Source organism: Agrobacterium pusense (assembly GCF_900102105.1).
Taxonomy (GTDB): domain Bacteria; phylum Pseudomonadota; class Alphaproteobacteria; order Rhizobiales; family Rhizobiaceae; genus Agrobacterium; species Agrobacterium pusense.
In genome coordinates this window covers 240,211-255,936 of sequence record NZ_FNBB01000001.1, presented here as the reverse complement: position 1 = coordinate 255,936, position 15,726 = coordinate 240,211, and the positions used below count along the sequence as shown (strand labels likewise).

General features: G+C 60.0%; 19 protein-coding genes. 8 read left to right on the top strand and 11 right to left on the bottom strand.

Annotated elements, in window-relative coordinates; all coding sequences use genetic code 11:
- Both aroC and BLU28_RS26240 read right to left on the bottom strand, forming a co-directional pair.
- A complete protein-coding gene (aroC, locus tag BLU28_RS01360) occupies positions 1-1,098 on the bottom strand; it encodes a chorismate synthase (protein ID WP_004440343.1) in 1,098 nt (365 codons plus the stop codon).
- A gap of 98 nt (positions 1,099-1,196) precedes the next feature.
- Positions 1,197-1,493 carry a hypothetical protein gene (locus BLU28_RS26240; RefSeq protein ID WP_168247062.1) on the bottom strand — a complete coding sequence of 99 codons (297 nt, stop codon included), beginning with the start codon at positions 1,491-1,493 and terminating at the stop codon, positions 1,197-1,199.
- A gap of 40 nt (positions 1,494-1,533) precedes the next feature.
- On the opposite strand from BLU28_RS26240, the gene BLU28_RS01355 reads away from it, so the two are divergent.
- Complete coding sequence (locus BLU28_RS01355) at positions 1,534-1,794, top strand: DUF1344 domain-containing protein (RefSeq protein WP_006699882.1); 261 nt, start codon at positions 1,534-1,536, stop codon at positions 1,792-1,794.
- 217 nt (positions 1,795-2,011) lie between these two features.
- Here BLU28_RS01355 and BLU28_RS01350 read toward each other — a convergent pair whose 3' ends face one another.
- The 4 genes from BLU28_RS01350 to BLU28_RS01335 form a co-directional block, all read right to left on the bottom strand.
- Positions 2,012-2,605 (bottom strand): histidine phosphatase family protein, encoded by a 594-nt coding sequence (locus tag BLU28_RS01350; RefSeq protein ID WP_006699881.1) that lies wholly within the window; start codon positions 2,603-2,605, stop codon positions 2,012-2,014.
- A 35-nt stretch (positions 2,606-2,640) separates the two neighbouring features.
- On the bottom strand, positions 2,641-3,459 hold the full coding sequence (gene fabI, locus BLU28_RS01345) for an enoyl-ACP reductase FabI (RefSeq protein ID WP_004440350.1): 819 nt from the start codon (positions 3,457-3,459) through the stop codon (positions 2,641-2,643).
- Between the two features lie 131 nt (positions 3,460-3,590).
- Positions 3,591-4,706 carry a DnaJ C-terminal domain-containing protein gene (locus BLU28_RS01340; RefSeq protein WP_077986706.1) on the bottom strand — a complete coding sequence of 372 codons (1,116 nt, stop codon included), beginning with the start codon at positions 4,704-4,706 and terminating at the stop codon, positions 3,591-3,593.
- 212 nt (positions 4,707-4,918) lie between these two features.
- Positions 4,919-5,368 (bottom strand): RT0821/Lpp0805 family surface protein, encoded by a 450-nt coding sequence (locus tag BLU28_RS01335; RefSeq protein WP_077986707.1) that lies wholly within the window; start codon positions 5,366-5,368, stop codon positions 4,919-4,921.
- Between the two features lie 56 nt (positions 5,369-5,424).
- Here BLU28_RS01335 and pdxH point away from each other — a divergent pair, with 56 nt between their 5' ends.
- Both pdxH and BLU28_RS01325 read left to right on the top strand, forming a co-directional pair.
- Entirely contained in the window at positions 5,425-6,045 is a 621-nt protein-coding gene (pdxH, locus tag BLU28_RS01330) for a pyridoxamine 5'-phosphate oxidase (RefSeq protein ID WP_006699879.1), read from the top strand.
- Between the two features lie 174 nt (positions 6,046-6,219).
- A complete protein-coding gene (locus BLU28_RS01325) occupies positions 6,220-6,525 on the top strand; it encodes a pyrophosphohydrolase domain-containing protein (RefSeq protein WP_006699878.1) in 306 nt (101 codons plus the stop codon).
- A 50-nt stretch (positions 6,526-6,575) separates the two neighbouring features.
- Here the strand turns inward: BLU28_RS01325 and BLU28_RS01320 are convergent, their stop codons facing one another.
- The 5 genes from BLU28_RS01320 to BLU28_RS01300 form a co-directional block, all read right to left on the bottom strand.
- Positions 6,576-6,953, bottom strand: coding sequence for a hypothetical protein (locus BLU28_RS01320; RefSeq protein ID WP_077986708.1), 378 nt, complete (start codon positions 6,951-6,953; stop codon positions 6,576-6,578).
- Between the two features lie 139 nt (positions 6,954-7,092).
- Positions 7,093-7,758 (bottom strand): HAD family hydrolase, encoded by a 666-nt coding sequence (locus BLU28_RS01315; RefSeq protein WP_077986709.1) that lies wholly within the window; start codon positions 7,756-7,758, stop codon positions 7,093-7,095.
- A gap of 3 nt (positions 7,759-7,761) precedes the next feature.
- Positions 7,762-8,199, bottom strand: coding sequence for a bleomycin resistance protein (locus BLU28_RS01310; RefSeq protein ID WP_006699875.1), 438 nt, complete (start codon positions 8,197-8,199; stop codon positions 7,762-7,764).
- Between the two features lie 353 nt (positions 8,200-8,552).
- On the bottom strand, positions 8,553-9,968 hold the full coding sequence (gene tldD, locus BLU28_RS01305; RefSeq protein WP_077986710.1) for a metalloprotease TldD: 1,416 nt from the start codon (positions 9,966-9,968) through the stop codon (positions 8,553-8,555).
- A gap of 80 nt (positions 9,969-10,048) precedes the next feature.
- Positions 10,049-10,573, bottom strand: coding sequence for an invasion associated locus B family protein (locus BLU28_RS01300; RefSeq protein ID WP_022555736.1), 525 nt, complete (start codon positions 10,571-10,573; stop codon positions 10,049-10,051).
- A gap of 431 nt (positions 10,574-11,004) precedes the next feature.
- Between BLU28_RS01300 and coxB the strand changes: the two genes are divergently transcribed.
- The 5 genes from coxB (at position 11,005) to BLU28_RS01275 (ending at position 15,720) form a co-directional block, all read left to right on the top strand.
- Positions 11,005-11,868 carry a cytochrome c oxidase subunit II gene (gene coxB / locus BLU28_RS01295; RefSeq protein WP_034496285.1) on the top strand — a complete coding sequence of 288 codons (864 nt, stop codon included), beginning with the start codon at positions 11,005-11,007 and terminating at the stop codon, positions 11,866-11,868.
- A gap of 16 nt (positions 11,869-11,884) precedes the next feature.
- Positions 11,885-13,600: a cytochrome c oxidase subunit I gene (gene ctaD / locus BLU28_RS01290; RefSeq protein WP_004440364.1), complete on the top strand. Its 1,716-nt coding sequence runs from the start codon at positions 11,885-11,887 to the stop codon at positions 13,598-13,600.
- A 388-nt stretch (positions 13,601-13,988) separates the two neighbouring features.
- Positions 13,989-14,942: a heme o synthase gene (locus tag BLU28_RS01285; protein WP_077986711.1), complete on the top strand. Its 954-nt coding sequence runs from the start codon at positions 13,989-13,991 to the stop codon at positions 14,940-14,942.
- Positions 14,942-15,073 carry a hypothetical protein gene (locus BLU28_RS26755; RefSeq protein WP_003521105.1) on the top strand — a complete coding sequence of 44 codons (132 nt, stop codon included), beginning with the start codon at positions 14,942-14,944 and terminating at the stop codon, positions 15,071-15,073. The genes BLU28_RS01285 and BLU28_RS26755 overlap by 1 nt, the downstream gene beginning before the upstream one ends.
- Before the next feature lie 29 nt (positions 15,074-15,102).
- The gene (locus BLU28_RS01275) at positions 15,103-15,720 is read left to right on the top strand and encodes a cytochrome c oxidase assembly protein (RefSeq protein ID WP_004440369.1); all 618 of its coding nucleotides are present in this window, start codon (positions 15,103-15,105) and stop codon (positions 15,718-15,720) included.
- The last annotated feature ends 6 nt before the right edge of the window (positions 15,721-15,726 follow it).

Below are 15,726 nucleotides of genomic sequence, written 5' to 3'. Positions count from 1 at the left end.
TCACTTCAACCGGCCGGTCTGGCCGCGATCCCTCAGATAATGGTCGGCAACGGTGCAGGCCACCATCGCTTCGCCGATCGGCACGGCACGAATGCCGACGCAGGGGTCGTGGCGTCCCTTGGTGCGCACGTCGACATTGTTGCCATCGGCATCGATCGACTGGCGCTCGGTCAGGATTGACGAGGTCGGCTTGATGGCAAAGCGCGCGATGACGGGCTCGCCGGTCGCAATGCCACCCAGAATGCCGCCGGCATGATTGGAGAGGAAGATCGGCCTGCCGTCATTGCCCATGCGCATTTCATCGGCATTCTCCTCGCCGGAAAGCTCGGCGGAGGCGAAACCCTCACCGATTTCCACGCCCTTGACGGCGTTGATCGACATCAGGCTGGAGGCAATATCCTGGTCAAGCTTGGCGTAGATCGGTGCGCCGATACCCGCCGGAACGCCTTCGGCGATCACTTCGACAACGGCGCCGATGGACGAACCGGCCTTGCGGATGCCGTCGAGATATTCTTCCCAGACGGGCACCATGGCGGCATCAGGGCAGAAGAACGGGTTCTGATCGACCTGATCCCAATCCCAGTTGTCGCGGTTGATCCTGTGTTTGCCGATCTGCACCAGCGCGCCGCGCACGTTGAGGCTGGGTACCACCTTTCGCGCGATTGCGCCGGCAGCGACACGCGCCGCCGTCTCGCGCGCGGAAGAGCGACCGCCGCCGCGATAATCGCGAATGCCATATTTCAGGTCATAGGTGAAATCCGCATGTCCGGGGCGGAATCGCCTGGCGATCTCGCCATAATCCTTGGAGCGCTGGTCGGTATTTTCGATCAGCATGGAAATCGGCGTGCCTGTTGTCGTCATCGTCTCGCCGTCCTCATCCAGCATGACGCCGGAAAGGACCTTGACGATATCGTCCTCGCGCCGCTGGGTGACGAAGCGGCTCTGGCCCGGCTTGCGCTTGTCCATCCAGTGCTGCACCTCGGCAAGGGTAAACCGGATGCCGGGCGGGCAACCATCCACCACGCAGCCAAGTGCCGGCCCGTGGCTTTCTCCCCAGGTGGTAACGCGGAAAAGATGACCGAAACTGTTATGCGACATAATTCTCAAACCGGAAAACGGGGCGCCTGTGGACAGCGCCGTTTAAAACAAGCGGATTTGTCTTAGTGGAAAATCCGGGCAAGGCAAAAGCCTTTCTTTCATCGCAAACGCGATAAGAAGGTGACGTACCGTCCACGACTCGCGAAAGGACGAAAAACGACAGTCCCGCCATGGGCGACGGAAAGTGATTCGACCGGATCGACGGTTTTTTGAGATGACGAAATTGTAAAAGAGCCGGAGTTTTCCACCCTAAACCCGAGTTTTCCAATATTGCCGGAAAATGCGGTGTAAAAATCACTAACGGCTTGAACAGGATTTGAAATCCGTTCATCAATTGGGCCGAAAATGTCATGGTTGCGGGCAATTTCCGCCACATTCGAAAGGCAATTCTTCATGCATGTAAGGTTTTCACGCAAATCCACGAAAGCTAGATCGATGCGTATGATGATTGCCGCCCTTCTGGCCACCGCCAACCTCCTGATGCCGATCAACGGCTTCGCCCAGAGCGTCGACGTGGAAGGCACGATCAGCAAGATCGACGCGAACGGTCTAAGTATCACGCTGAACGACGGCAAGACCTATCGTGTGCCGGAAGAATTCAATTTCGAAGGTCTGAAAGCGGGCGTGAAGGTCGTTGTCTTCTACACGGAAGTGGATGGGAAACGTGTGGTCGACGATCTGCAGGTTGTGGAGTAAGCAGCCGCCTACCAAGTCAAAACCCCCTTTGTGAAACGAGCGGGTGCCACCTGTTTCTTCTCCTCGACGGGGAGAAGTCCGCGGCAGCGGGTAAGGGAGCAAGCTCTCCGAAATCCGGCAACGTTGCCCCCTCATCCCACCCTTCGGGCCACCTCTCCCCGGGGGAGAGAAGAAACAAGCTGCGACGTCCTGCCAATCATGGGAAAGCTGCCAGCCCCTAGGAAATCCACTCCACGCTGTTCCTGTCGATCTCGACCTTCAAAATCTGGTCCTGCGGGATTTGCGTCCGCGACGCCTCATCCTTGTCCATGCCTGAAACAAGTCTGAAAATCGAGCGGATGACGCCGCCATGGCAGACGCAGACTGTCGGCCGCTCCACGGAGGAGAGCCATGCGCCGATGCGCCAGGAGAGGATTTCATAGCTTTCGGCGTCCTGCCCGGGGGGAATGAAATCCCACTTGTTGGCCTTGCGCGCCTTCACCCGGTCCGGAAATTCCTTCTTGAGCTCGGGCAACGTCTGCCCTTCCCAGTCACCGAAGGAAACTTCGATGAGGCGGTCGTCGGTGCGATAGGCCTTGGGATCGAGCCCCATCGCGCCGCGCATCAGTTCCATTGTCTCGCGCGTGCGCCCGAGCGGGCTTGCTACATAATCGAAATCCGCGGCCTGATCCCCCAGGAGGCGGGCGAGAAGCAGACCATTGCCGACCGCCTGCTGGCGGCCGAAATCATTGAGCGGAATGTCTTTCTGGCCCTGAAGCCGGCGTATCGCATTCCAGTCCGTTTGTCCGTGCCGGATCACATAGACGAGCAAGGCGATACCCCAGTTTCAAGCATTCCCGGTTGTCGTCAGTCCTTCACCACCGAAATGTCAGGCGCATCCACCGCCTTCATGCCGATGGTGTGGTAACCGGAATCGACATGGTGGATTTCGCCGGTCACGCCGGTCGAAAGGTCGGAGAGCAGGTAAAGCGCCGACTTGCCAACTTCCTCGATCGAAACGGTGCGCTTCAGCGGCGCATTATATTCGTTCCACTTGAGAATGTAACGGAAGTCGCCGATGCCGGAAGCAGCGAGCGTCTTGATAGGGCCGGCGGAAACGGCATTGACGCGGATGCCGCGATTGCCGAGGTCGACGGCGAGGTAACGCACGCTTGCCTCAAGCGCGGCCTTGGCCACGCCCATGACGTTGTAGTTCGGCATCACCTTTTCGGCGCCGTAATAGGTGAGCGTCACGATCGAACCACCGTCATTCATGACGGGCTCCGCCCGCTTGGCAACGGCGGCCAGCGAGAAGACGGAAATGTCCATGGTGCGGTTGAAATTGTCGCGGCTGGTGTCGAGGTAACGGCCGGTCAGCTCATCCTTGTCGGAAAAGGCAATGGCGTGCACGACGAAGTCGATCTTGCCCCAGTGCTTTTCCAGGCTGGCAAAAACCGCATCGATCGTCTCGAGATCGGTCACATCGCAGTGACCGGCCATGAAGGCGCCGAGTTCCTGGGCCAGCGGCTCGACACGCTTCTTCAGCGCATCGCCCTGCCAGGTGAGAGCCACTTCCGCGCCCGCGTCGGCGCAGGCCTTGGCGATGCCCCAAGCGATGGAACGATTATTGGCGACACCCATGATGAGGCCGCGTTTGCCAGCCATGAGGCCGGATGCCTGAGCCATTTTATGCTCCCTAGTACTTTTGATCGGTCCTGCCTATGGCATAGGCTGCAATCCTGTTCAAGATTGCCAAGGATCATCAACTGTTAGGGAACGTAACAAAGGGTGCGTTGTCCCGGTTATTCGCAAAACTTTCACAAATAAAGGCCTTCGCGCATGTGGCGCATCAGGTCCGTCACCTTTTCATCGGGCTTCTCGTGCAGGACGATGCGCAATTCGATGACGAGATCGCCGGAGCCGCCATTGCCGTCGGCAAGACCCTTGCCGGCAATCCTGAGCGCGCGGTCCGAGCCTGACCAGGCTGGAATGGTGATGTTTTCCTCGCCAAGCGGCGTCTTGACCTTTGCTTCGCAGCCCAGAACCGCATCGCTGAGCGAGATCGGCAACGTCGTGTGGATATCGAAGCCACGAAGGGAAAACGCATCCTCGCGCGCGGTCAGCAATGTCACGGCGAGATCGCCGCGGGCCATGTTCGGAAGCTTCAGCCCCTGTCCCTTCAGCCGCACCACATGTCCGTCGGTCATGCCGGCTTCCAGCTGGAAGCGAACCTCTCGTTCATCGGCAAGCGATACGGTAATCCACTTTTGCTCCAGCAGATCGGCGACCGTGACGATGGCCTCCGCCGTGATATCGGGCGCCTTTTCGGGAGCTGGTTGCGGCGTGCGGAACCGGCGTACGAGAGCGCTGAAGAGATTGGCGGCAAGCGAGACGGGCGCCGCCCTGTCATCGCCAGCGCCGGACTGGACGGCCTCGCCGGCGGCAGGCGCATCGGCTCTTGCGGCGCTTGCGGCAGCCTTTGCCGCTTCCGCCGCCTGCTGTACCTTGGGATCGTTCTGTGCCTCCGCGCCGAAAATCCGCTCGACGATGTCTTCGGCACTTTCCGTCCTGGCGTCGGTTTTCTGGCCGGTCTGCGTCCGGTTGCGGGCGTCCGCCCGGGCCAGTTCTTCCATCAGCTTTTCGGCCGCCCTGGCGCGTTCAGCCGCCTCGCGCGCGGCTTCCCGCTGCTGCATGATGGTCTGATCGCGCTGCTTTTTTTCTGCAGCCTTGCGGGCCTGATCATAGAGATCGCGCTTTTTCGGGTCTTTCAGAAGGTCGTAGGCCTGTCCGATCTCGGCGAATCGCGCCGAGGCATCGGGATCGTCGCGATTGGCGTCCGGATGAACGGTTTTCGCCTTCGTGCGCCAGGCGGCCTTGATTTCCTCGTGGCGGGCGTCACGTTTTACGCCGAGGATCGAATATGGATCGCGCATGCGAAACACCAGTTACGTTGGCTCAGGCGCCTGCCGCCCGTCATGGCGCAATCCTGAAGCTAACCCCTCCGAAAAGGGGTGCCCGCGATCATTCGCCTGCACGCCCTCGGTTTAATCAACGTCGACTGTTGCAATAAGTTGCTAATCACTCCTTTACGGAGCAGGTTCGACGCACCGGGGCCGCGCCTATTCCCCATGGAAGGGTAAACAGATTATTTCTGCTCGAAGCGGGTCATCAACCATTCGCCGGTTTCCGACAGGCAGGCCTGTCCGGAATAAGCTGCCACCCCTTCGAAGGAGTGGCGCGTCGTCTTGAAATCGCGGCAGACGAAACCGCTTGATTTGTCTTCGTGAATGGCGGTCACGACGCCGGCGCTGCCGGTGGCGGCGTTCGCCCAGGGCAGCGGCTGGTCGGCAAGTTTGGCGAGATCGGCCGATGTCACCGCATTGCGAATGGTCACATCGTCGGTCTGGGCGCTGCCATTCTGCTGGTTCGGCACGGAGGCAGTGGAAAGCGAGCGGTCAACCTTGTCGCCGCCGAACAGATCGAGGCTGACGCATCCGCTCAGCACCGCAAGCATCGCCACGACGGCGGAAACTTCCGCTACCGACGAAAGGAGGCTCTTTGTTCGACTGTTCGACTTTGCTATGACGGTCACCATCTTTCACCAGAGATCATCTCTGGGGTCCAAATCAGCTCGGGAGCATTTTAGTCAATATGTCGGAAACGGGGTTAACATCCAGTGACTTCACGGAAGAAAATGAACCTTTCACGCTTTTTGCCGAATGGCTGAAGGATGCGACGGCTTCCGAGATCAACGATCCGAACGCGGTGGCACTCGCCACCGTGGACGAAAATGGCCTGCCGAATGTGCGCATGGTGCTGCTGAAAGGCGTCGATGACCGCGGCTTCGTGTTCTACACGAATTTCGAAAGCCAGAAGGGCCGGGAGATCCTCGGCCAGAAAAAAGCGGCCATGTGTTTTCACTGGAAGAGCCTGCGACGTCAGGTGCGCCTGCGCGGCGAGGTGGAGATCGTGAGCGACGAGGAGGCGGATGCCTATTACGCCTCCCGGCCGCGCGGCAGCCGCATCGGCGCCTGGGCATCCAAGCAGTCACGGCCGCTGGAAGGCCGTTTCGCGCTGGAAAAGGCGGTGGCTGAATATACCGCCAAATATGCGATCGGCGATATTCCGCGCCCGTCCCATTGGTCCGGTTTCCGCATTCGCCCCGTCAGCATCGAATTCTGGCATGACCGCAAGTTCCGCCTGCATGACCGCATCGAATTCCGCCGCGACACGCCAGACGGTGCCTGGTCCAAGGTCCGCATGTACCCCTAAGGGCGTCAGGCCGCGCCATTGGCGCCTGCCTGTTTAAGCAGCAAATCAAACAGCGCCGGGCCAAGGGGGCCCGGCAGACGCTCGTCGCGCAAATTCCATCCGCCGTCCGCTTTCGAATCGACGCTGCCGGAGAATCGTGATTAGAGTTGGATATCACGAACAAAGGATGAACAAATGCTTCTGTCCATGATGCGCCAGTTCGAGGCGGCCTCGCAGAAATATGCCGATGAAAACGGGATCGCCCGTGATCCCGACTGGTTCATGCTGAAGCTTCAGGAGGAGGTGGGCGAGGTGACGCAGGCCTGGAACCGGCTGACGGGGCGGGGGCGCAGCAGGGGCAGAAGCGAAGAGGAGATGAAGCGTGATCTGGCTGACGAAACCGCCGATCTGCTCGGCCACGTGCTGCTGCTGGCGCATCGCAACGGTCTCGATCTCGAAAATGCGATAGAACGCAAGTGGCGCTTCAAGCCGGGAGCCTGACGCTCTGCCGAGGACCATTCGATCCTGCTGCGTCGCGCCTCCGCGATCCGCTAGGAGAACGCGATGACAAAGAACAGGATCGCAAGAGCGGCAGCCACAGGTGCCATGACCAGCTGCTCCGGGCGGCTTTTCGACATTGCGTTCAATCCGATGCTCACCGCCATGTAACAGACGATGATCCAGATTCCAGGTTCAACCCAGCCAGACGGCCAGATGTCGGCCCAACCCGCCTTTTGCAGCGGGAAGGAAACGAAAAGCGCATAAATGAGCGGTGTCGCTGCGCTGGCTATCCTTTGCCGTCCCGGCAATACCGTTTGCGCGCCGCCCCAGGCAAGGCGGCCGAAAGGGGCGCCGGCGGCGAGCGCAATCTGGAACAGGGACAGAACCAGCAGTATCAGCGTTATGAGTGACACGGCGACAGGCGTCATGATTACCCCGGTTATGGATACGCCGGCGGAGCCGTTTGCCCAGTAGCGGCGCCCCAGCCCGACATGCGTTTCATCATGACGCCAAATCGCGAAGCACGTATGACGCCGTCTCGCGCCCCCAGCCCGATTTTCATTCTACTCAGGCCTGCGCTTTTTGCAGAAGGGCGGCCACCATATGCAGGTCGCTGGCGACGGCCACGCATTTCTCCCGCATTTCCTCGGTCGGCGGTGCAACGTCAGGCACCATGATCGTCATCATGCCCGCCGATGTCGCCGAGCGTACACCCGAGTAGGAATCCTCCAGGGCAAGACAGCGCCCGGGATCGAGGGACAGTCGTCGCGCGGCTGTCAGATAGGGCATGGGCGCCGGTTTCGGCTCCGTATAGTCGCCGCGCGCGACAATTGTGTCGAAGCGTTTGAGAAGATCGTGGGGCCCAAGATGGCGCGTCACCGAATCGTGTCGCGACGAGGTGGCGATGGCGCGGCGGATATCGAGGCTGTCGAGAAGGTCGAGTATCTCGGTGACGCCCGGCTTCAACGCCACGCCATCAGCCATCATCACGCCAAGATGCCGGAGCCAGGCGTCTCGGAAACTGTCGATGGGAAAATCCGCGCCATAATCAGCAAAAATGGTGCCGGTAATGACGTCCCACGGGCTGCCGCAGACCTTCTGATAGGTCTCCACCCTCATGCCGTGGCCGCCTTCTTCCGAAGCCGCCAGAAATGAATCGCGATAGAGCCGCTCGCTCTCGATCAGCAATCCGTCCATGTCGAAAACCACGGCCCGCGGGAGAAAAGGCAGCATGGCTCAACCGAACCGGAAAGGGCGTTCGCCAAGGCTCTCGAACGGACGGATCAGGTAACCATCCGGATCGGCGACGATGAACTGCCGGTTGCCCACTTCGACCGTGCCGCGCCTGTACCATTTTTCTTCCAGCGGCATGACGAGGTCGATGGAGGATCGCTCCAGCCGGGAAAGAATGGGTTGCAGCGAGGGGACGGCAAGCTGCAGGTTCATGCCGCGGCCAAACGGAAATTCGAGCACGGCATTATCAGTCACGAATGTCCGCGTCGCGCCAATCTGGTCGATCATCAGCTGGGCATCCCCCAGCGCCAGATAGGTAAAGCCCTCTTCGGGGCGCTCATAGACCACATGAAAACCGATCAGGTCGCAATAAAATGCGCGGCTTTTCTGCCAGTCACTGACGGCAAGTTCAGGAACGAGGGCATTTCGTATGATGGTCATGGTCTCCTTTGCGCATCGGCCGGATCGGGATGTGGCCTTAGGGTAGGGGCTGATCTTAACGTCTTCCCGGCGGCATACCAGAGGAAACCGCATCATGGCAGCCATGTGTGTGGTCAGGGGCTGACGAGGCGCCGACAGGCTCAGTGTGGCTGCAACTCTTTCTTCCGTCATTCCGGCCTTGAGCCGGAATCCAGCCAGCCCAAGTCCTTGGGCTGAAAAGAGTCTTCCCGCCGCGCCGACGCGCATCGGCTGGATTCCGGCTCAAGGCCGGAATGACGGGTGATGCACCGATACATCACTTTATCCGCGCTACAGATACGCATTAACAGTCGTTACAGGCAGGGTCGGGAGATTTACGCCTTCGTGCCGCCCACGGTGATCTGGTCCATGCGCAGATGCGGCTGGCCGACGCCAACAGGCACCCATTGCCCGGCCTTGCCGCAATTGCCGATGCCGGTATCGAGTTTCGAATCATTGCCGATCATCGAGACGCGCTTCATCGCATCCGGCCCGTTGCCGATCAGCATGGCGCCCTTCACCGGCGCGCCGATCTTGCCGTTTTCGATGAGATAGGCCTCGGTGCAGCCGAACACGAATTTACCCGAGGTGATATCGACCTGGCCGCCGCCGAAGGAGACGGCATAGATGCCCTTCTTGACGGAGGCGATGATCTCTTCCGGCGTCTTGTCGCCCGACAGCATGTAGGTATTGGTCATGCGCGGCATCGGCACATAGGCATAACCCTGACGGCGACCGTTGCCGGTGGGCGTCGCACCCATCAGCCGGGCGTTCTGGCGGTCCTGCATGTAGCCCACCAGCTTGCCGTTCTCGATCAGCACGTTGTAACCGGAAGGGGTGCCTTCATCGTCCACGGTCAGCGAGCCGCGGCGGCTGTCGATAGTGCCGTCGTCCACCACGGTCACGCCGGGCGCGGCGACCATTTCGCCCATCAGGCCGGCGAATGCGGACGTCTTCTTGCGGTTGAAATCGCCTTCCAGACCGTGACCCACGGCCTCATGCAGCATCACACCCGGCCAGCCGGAGCCGAGCACCACATCCATCGTGCCGGCCGGCGCATCGATGGCGGTGAGGTTGACGAGCGCCTGACGCAGTGCCTCATCGGCGCCGCGCTGCCAGTTTTCCGTGGTAATGAAATCGCCGAAACCGACCCGGCCGCCAATGCCATAGGAGCCGCTTTCCTGCCGATCGCCTTCACCCGCCACGACGGAGATGTTGATGCGGGTCATCGGCCTGACGTCACTGACGCGGTGGCCATCGGCGCGCAGAATGTCAACCACCTGCCAGCTTGCGGAAATCGTCGCCGTCACCTGCCGGACATTGGGGTTCTTGTCACGCAGATAGGCATCGATATCGGTGAGAAGCTTCACCTTCTCTTCGAAGCTCGGGCTGCCGATGGGATTCTCGTCGCCATAGAGCTTCTTGTTGGTGCGCTGCGGTGCGGCGGCATAGGAGCCGGAATAACCTCTCGTCACTGCGCTGACCGCATCCGATGCACGTTTCAGCGCGCTTTGCGAAAGCTCGCCCGCATGGGCGTAACCCACCGTCTCGCCGGCGACCGCCCGCAGGCCGAAACCCTGGTCTGTATTGAAGGAACCGCCCTTGAGCCGGCCATTATCGAAAGTCAGCGACTCGGCCTGCGCATGTTCGATGAAAAGCTCGCCATCGTCAGCGCCGGCGAGCGCCTCGCCGACGAGCTTGCGCAATTGCGTTTCGTCGCAATCGAAGAGTTTTACAAGATCGTCGGTCATAGGAGGCTCCAGTCATTATCGTTCGTGACCGATTTAGGCACTGGAGCGGGCGGACGCAAGGCTGTCCGGTACGGCAGCCTTCAAGGAAGCGCGTCGTAACCTTCGGCAAACCCCGTCAGTTCGATCGGAATGCCGACGCGGTCCTGATCGACGGATTCACGCAGTGCAAAAACGGCGTTCTTGCCGGCGCGCAGAACCTTCAGCAACTCGTCGTCAATATCAACTTCCACATAGCAGCCTTCGGAGAAGCAGCGGGTGAAATAGGCGCGGCCGATATTGTTATTGTCGATATAGAGTTCCATGCCGTCCTTCAGAAGCACGCCCAGCGGTGCGAGGATGCGGAGGATGCGCGACTTGCGGTCGGCCGTCTTCAGCACCACCACTGAAAGACCGACTTCCGGGCGGTCGTCGGCAATCACGTTCTGCATCAGGGCGCATTGTTCTTCCGAAGCGCCCGCCGGCTTGTCACAGATGACAGACCATGCGCCATGCGTCGACTTCGGCGTTCCGGGCTGCGGCTGTTGCGCCAGCGCCGCGGCGGCGGGGGCGATGATGGCAAGACCGGCGGCGGCAAGAAAAGTGCGCGCGAGCGGGGAAAGACGCATGGATACCTCTGGGATTCGAATCAGTGCGGCTATTTTGACGCCATAATCCGGAAAAAAAAGCCTCGGGCTTTCAATTCCAGCCGAGTTGGGCGGAAATAGGACCTGTCGGTCCTGATGGCAGCCGGATTTGTTCGCGGCATCGGTCGTCATCCCGCGATCAAACCGGCTGGAAGACGGGGCTTGCCGCATTTTTTCGTCGCGAAATCGTCTTCGGCAGACGAGCCGACGCACAGGCTGCAGGAAAGTCGCGCGCGGATTGATCAATGGCAAAATTGGGGCGCATCCGTGGCGTGACGCATATTGCGGCAGAGGGCAAACTGTGGTTTGAAGTTATTACCATTAGCATGGATTCTGCGCCTGTGATTGATCTGGATCAGGCGCGTGAGGGAGAGGGTACCGTGAGGAATAGGATTTACGCAGCACTGGCGGGGATGACCTGTCTGCTCACGGCTGTCGGCGCCCACGCCGATCAGCCGGTGCATTGGCAAATGGGCATGCAGGAGGCCGCCACGCCGATCATGCACGAAATACGCTGGTTCGAACAATATACGCTCTGGTTCATTGTTCCGGTTACGCTTTTCGTTCTTGCGCTGCTCATCGTCGTCGTTCTGAAATTCCGCGCCTCGGCCAATCCCGTGCCTTCGAAGACCAGCCACAACACGGCAATCGAAGTGGTCTGGACGCTGGCGCCGGTTCTCATTCTCCTGTTCCTTGCTTTCCCGTCGTTCAATCTTTTGAACGCGCAGCTCACACAGCCGGAAAACCCCGACGTGACGCTGAAGGCGACCGCCACGCAGTGGCTGTGGAGCTACGAATATACGGCTGCCGAGGGCGCCGAGCCGGTCTCCTTCGACAGCTACATGCTGAAGGATCAGGATCGCGCCGCCGCCGGCAAGGAGGACAAGGCCCGCTATCCGCGTCTTCTCGCAGTAGACAATGAAATGGTTGTCCCGGTCGGCAAGACCGTTCGCCTGCTCGTCACCGCCGCGCCGACGGATGTGATCCATTCCTTCGCCATGCCGGCTTTCGGCGTCAAGATCGACGCTGTTCCGGGCCGCCTGAACGAAACCTGGTTCAAGGCGGAAAAAGAAGGCCTTTATTACGGCCAGTGTTCCGAGCTTTGCGGCAAGGATCACGCCTTCATGCCCATCGCCATTCGGGTGGTTTCCGAACAGCAGTACAACACCTGGCTCGCCGCCGCCGGTTCTGACCTGAACGGCGCGAACCGGGCGCTGATGGCCTCTGTCGATGGCGCTCCGCGCACCGTCGACGTTGCCGCCAACGAAACCAACTGATTCTGGAGTGAGGACAATGGCTGGACCTTCCGCACACGACGATCATCACTCGCATGGTCATTCCGCACATGATGGGCACGCGCATGACGACCATTCGCATGATGCACATCATTCCCATACGCCGGGCTTCTTCGCCCGCTGGTTCCTGTCCACCAACCATAAGGACATCGGCACGCTCTACCTGATCTTTGCGATCATGGCCGGTATCGTCGGCGGCGGGCTTTCCGTCGTCATGCGCATGGAACTGCAGGAGCCGGGCATCCAGATTTTCCACGGTCTGGCCTCCATGGTCTACGGCTTTGAGGGCGACGCTGCCATCGACGGCGGCAAGCACATGTTCAACGTGTTCACCACCGCACACGCCCTGATCATGATCTTCTTCATGGTCATGCCGGCGCTGATCGGCGGTTTCGCCAACTGGATGATCCCGATCATGATCGGTGCGCCGGACATGGCTTTCCCGCGCCTGAACAACATCTCCTTCTGGCTGATCGTTCCGGCCTTCATCCTGCTCATTCTGTCGCTCTTCGTCGAAGGGCCGGCGGGTGCTTATGGTGTCGGCGGCGGGTGGACCATGTATCCGCCTCTGTCGACAAACGGCATGCCCGGACCGGCCGTGGATCTGGCGATCTTTGCGCTGCACGTTTCGGGCGCGTCGTCGATCCTCGGTGCGATCAACTTCATCACCACCATCCTCAACATGCGCGCCCCGGGCATGACGCTGCACAAGATGCCGCTCTTCGCCTGGTCGGTCCTTGTCACTGCGTTCCTGCTGCTGCTTTCGCTGCCGGTTCTGGCGGGTGGCATCACCATGCTTCTGACGGACCGCAATTTCGGCACGGCATTTTTCTCGCCGGAAGGCGGCGGTGACCCGATCCTCTATCAGCACCTGTTCTGGTTCTTCGGCCATCCGGAAGTGTACATCCTGATCCTGCCCGGCTTCGGCATCATCAGCCACATCGTGTCCACCTTCTCGAAGAAGCCCGTCTTCGGTTATCTCGGTATGGCTTACGCCATGGTCGCGATCGGCGCGGTCGGCTTCATCGTCTGGGCGCACCACATGTATACGGTTGGCCTGTCGCTGGAAGCACAACGCTACTTCGTCTTCGCAACCATGGTCATCGCGGTGCCGACAGGCATCAAGATTTTCTCGTGGATCGCGACGATGTGGGGCGGCTCGCTGACCTTCTCGACACCAATGGTCTGGGCAATCGGCTTCATCTTCCTGTTCACGGTCGGTGGCGTCACGGGCGTCCAGCTCGCCAATGCCGGTCTCGACCGCTCGCTGCACGATACCTATTACGTGGTGGCCCATTTCCACTACGTTCTGTCGCTCGGCGCCGTCTTTGCGATCTTCGCCGGCTGGTATTACTGGTTCCCGAAGATTTCCGGCTACATGTACAGCGAGTTCATCGGAAAACTGCATTTCTGGGTCATGTTCGTCGGTGTGAACCTGATCTTCTTCCCGCAGCACTTCCTCGGCCTTGCCGGCATGCCGCGCCGTTACATCGATTATCCCGATGCCTATGCCGGCTGGAACCTGGTGTCGTCCTACGGGTCCTATATTTCGGCCGTCGGCGTGCTGATCTTCCTTTTCGGTGTCTGGGAAGCTTTCGCCAAGAAGCGGATCGCCGGCAACAATCCCTGGGGTGAAGGCGCGACGACGCTCGAATGGCAGCTGTCTTCCCCGCCGCCGTACCACCAGTGGGAACAGCTTCCGCGCATTCGCTGATGCACGGATCGGGACGCGCGGTAAGGCTCGCGGGTCCCGAGCGCTGAGAAAGAGGGCGGCACGGTCAGGCCCGTGCCGTTTTCCCGAACGGGCTGCCTTTACTGCCGCGTGACATTTTGTCCAAGCGATGCTTGCCTTCCAGCGTGATACATGCGCCGGGATATGATAAATGCCAGTTTTGGCCTTTATGAATGGCAAGCGCAGACGAATGGCGGCAGGACACGGCGTAAGGCCGGGCAGATGGCATCGGTTGAACCGGCTGCCGGTCAGGCCGTGACGTTCGGGACCCATGGATCGACGCATCGCGCATTCCGGAACTCTCACTCGTGTTTCCGGCCGATGCAGGGAATGTCGCGACAGGCGGCGTTCGAAGGAAGCAGGACAGGAAATGACCGTTATCGACAATCGCGAAATGCTGGGCGCGGAAAGCTCCGAACTCTCGGAAGCCGGCGCGCGCGATTATTTCGAATTGCTGAAACCGCGCGTCATGTCGCTCGTGGTCTTCACGGCCTTTGCGGGCCTCGTGCTGGCGCCGGGTGAAATCAACCCGATACTCGGCATCATCGCTATTCTCTGCATCGCCGTCGGCGCGGGCGCGTCCGGTGCGCTCAACATGTGGTACGATGCCGATATCGATGCCGTCATGAGCCGCACCGCCAGGCGACCGATCCCGTCCGGCCGTATCACCCCGCGCGAGGCGCTGGCCTTTGGCCTGACGCTGTCGGCCTTCTCGGTAGTCATTCTCGGCCTTGCGATCAACTGGTTCTCGGCCGGTCTTCTGGCCTTCACCATCTTCTTTTATGCTGTCATCTATACGATGTGGCTGAAACGCTCGACGCCGCAGAACATCGTGATCGGCGGCGCGGCAGGCGCTTTCCCGCCCATGCTTGGCTGGGCCTGCGTCACCGGCGGCGTTTCGCTGGACAGCATCATCCTGTTCCTCATCATCTTCCTGTGGACGCCTGCGCATTTCTGGGCGCTGGCCCTGTTCAAGATGCGTGATTATGGCGCCGTTGGCATTCCGATGATGCCGAATGTTGCTGGCGAGCGCTCCACCAAGAACCAGATGATCTGTTATGCGGTGTTGACCACAGCCGCAGCCGTCGCGCCTTATTTCACTGGTCTGGCAAGCGCCGGTTACGGTATTTTCGCGGCAGTGCTGAGCGCCATCTTCGTATACTGTTCGCTCGATGTCCGGCGCATGCCGGAGGGTGACGAAAAGATGTTGCCGGCCAAGAAAATGTTCGCTTATTCGGTGCTTTACCTTTTTGCGATTTTCTCCGGCCTTCTGGCCGATCATTTCGCGCCGGCCCTGAAGGCCGTCATGTCGGGAGTCCTGTGATGGAAACGGTGGAACTGAGCGCGGCGCAGAAAAAATCGAGACGCGGGCGCAATATTGCGCTCGGCGTCCTGCTCGCCGGTCTGGTGGTGCTATTCTACATCATCACCATCATCAAGATCGGTTCGCACTGACGGGCTGATCGAGGGGGAAGGAGGAGGATATGGCGAATATGGAAGCGCAGACAACGGGGACCGAGCGGCAGCGGGTGAGCAATCGCTCCATCCTCGTGCTCTGTCTGGTGTTTTTCTGCGCCATGATCGGCATGGCCTACGCCGCCGTGCCGCTTTATACGCTGTTCTGCCGTGTCACCGGTTACAACGGCACGACCCAGCGCGTCGAGCAATATTCCGATGTGATCCTCGACAAGACCATCAATGTCACCTTTGACGCCAATACGTCGAACGGCCTCAACTGGGATTTCCAGCCGGTCGACAGGAAGGTCACGCCGAAGATCGGCGAAACGGTGCAGGTGACCTTCAAGGCGACGAACCGTTCACCGGTGGCGACCACGGGCACGGCGGTCTTCAACGTCACGCCCATGGAAGCCGGCGCCTATTTCAACAAGGTGGAGTGCTTCTGCTTCACCGAAACGACGCTGCAGCCCGGCGAAACGCTGGAAATGCCGGTGGTGTTCTTCGTCGATCCTGACATCGCCACGGCGCGTGAGACCAAGAGCATTCATACTTTAACGCTGTCCTATACGTTTTATCCGGCCAAAACCGAAAAACCGGTTGCGTCCTTGCCGGTAAAAACCGAATCTGGCGAAAGCAAATTGTGAGAGGAG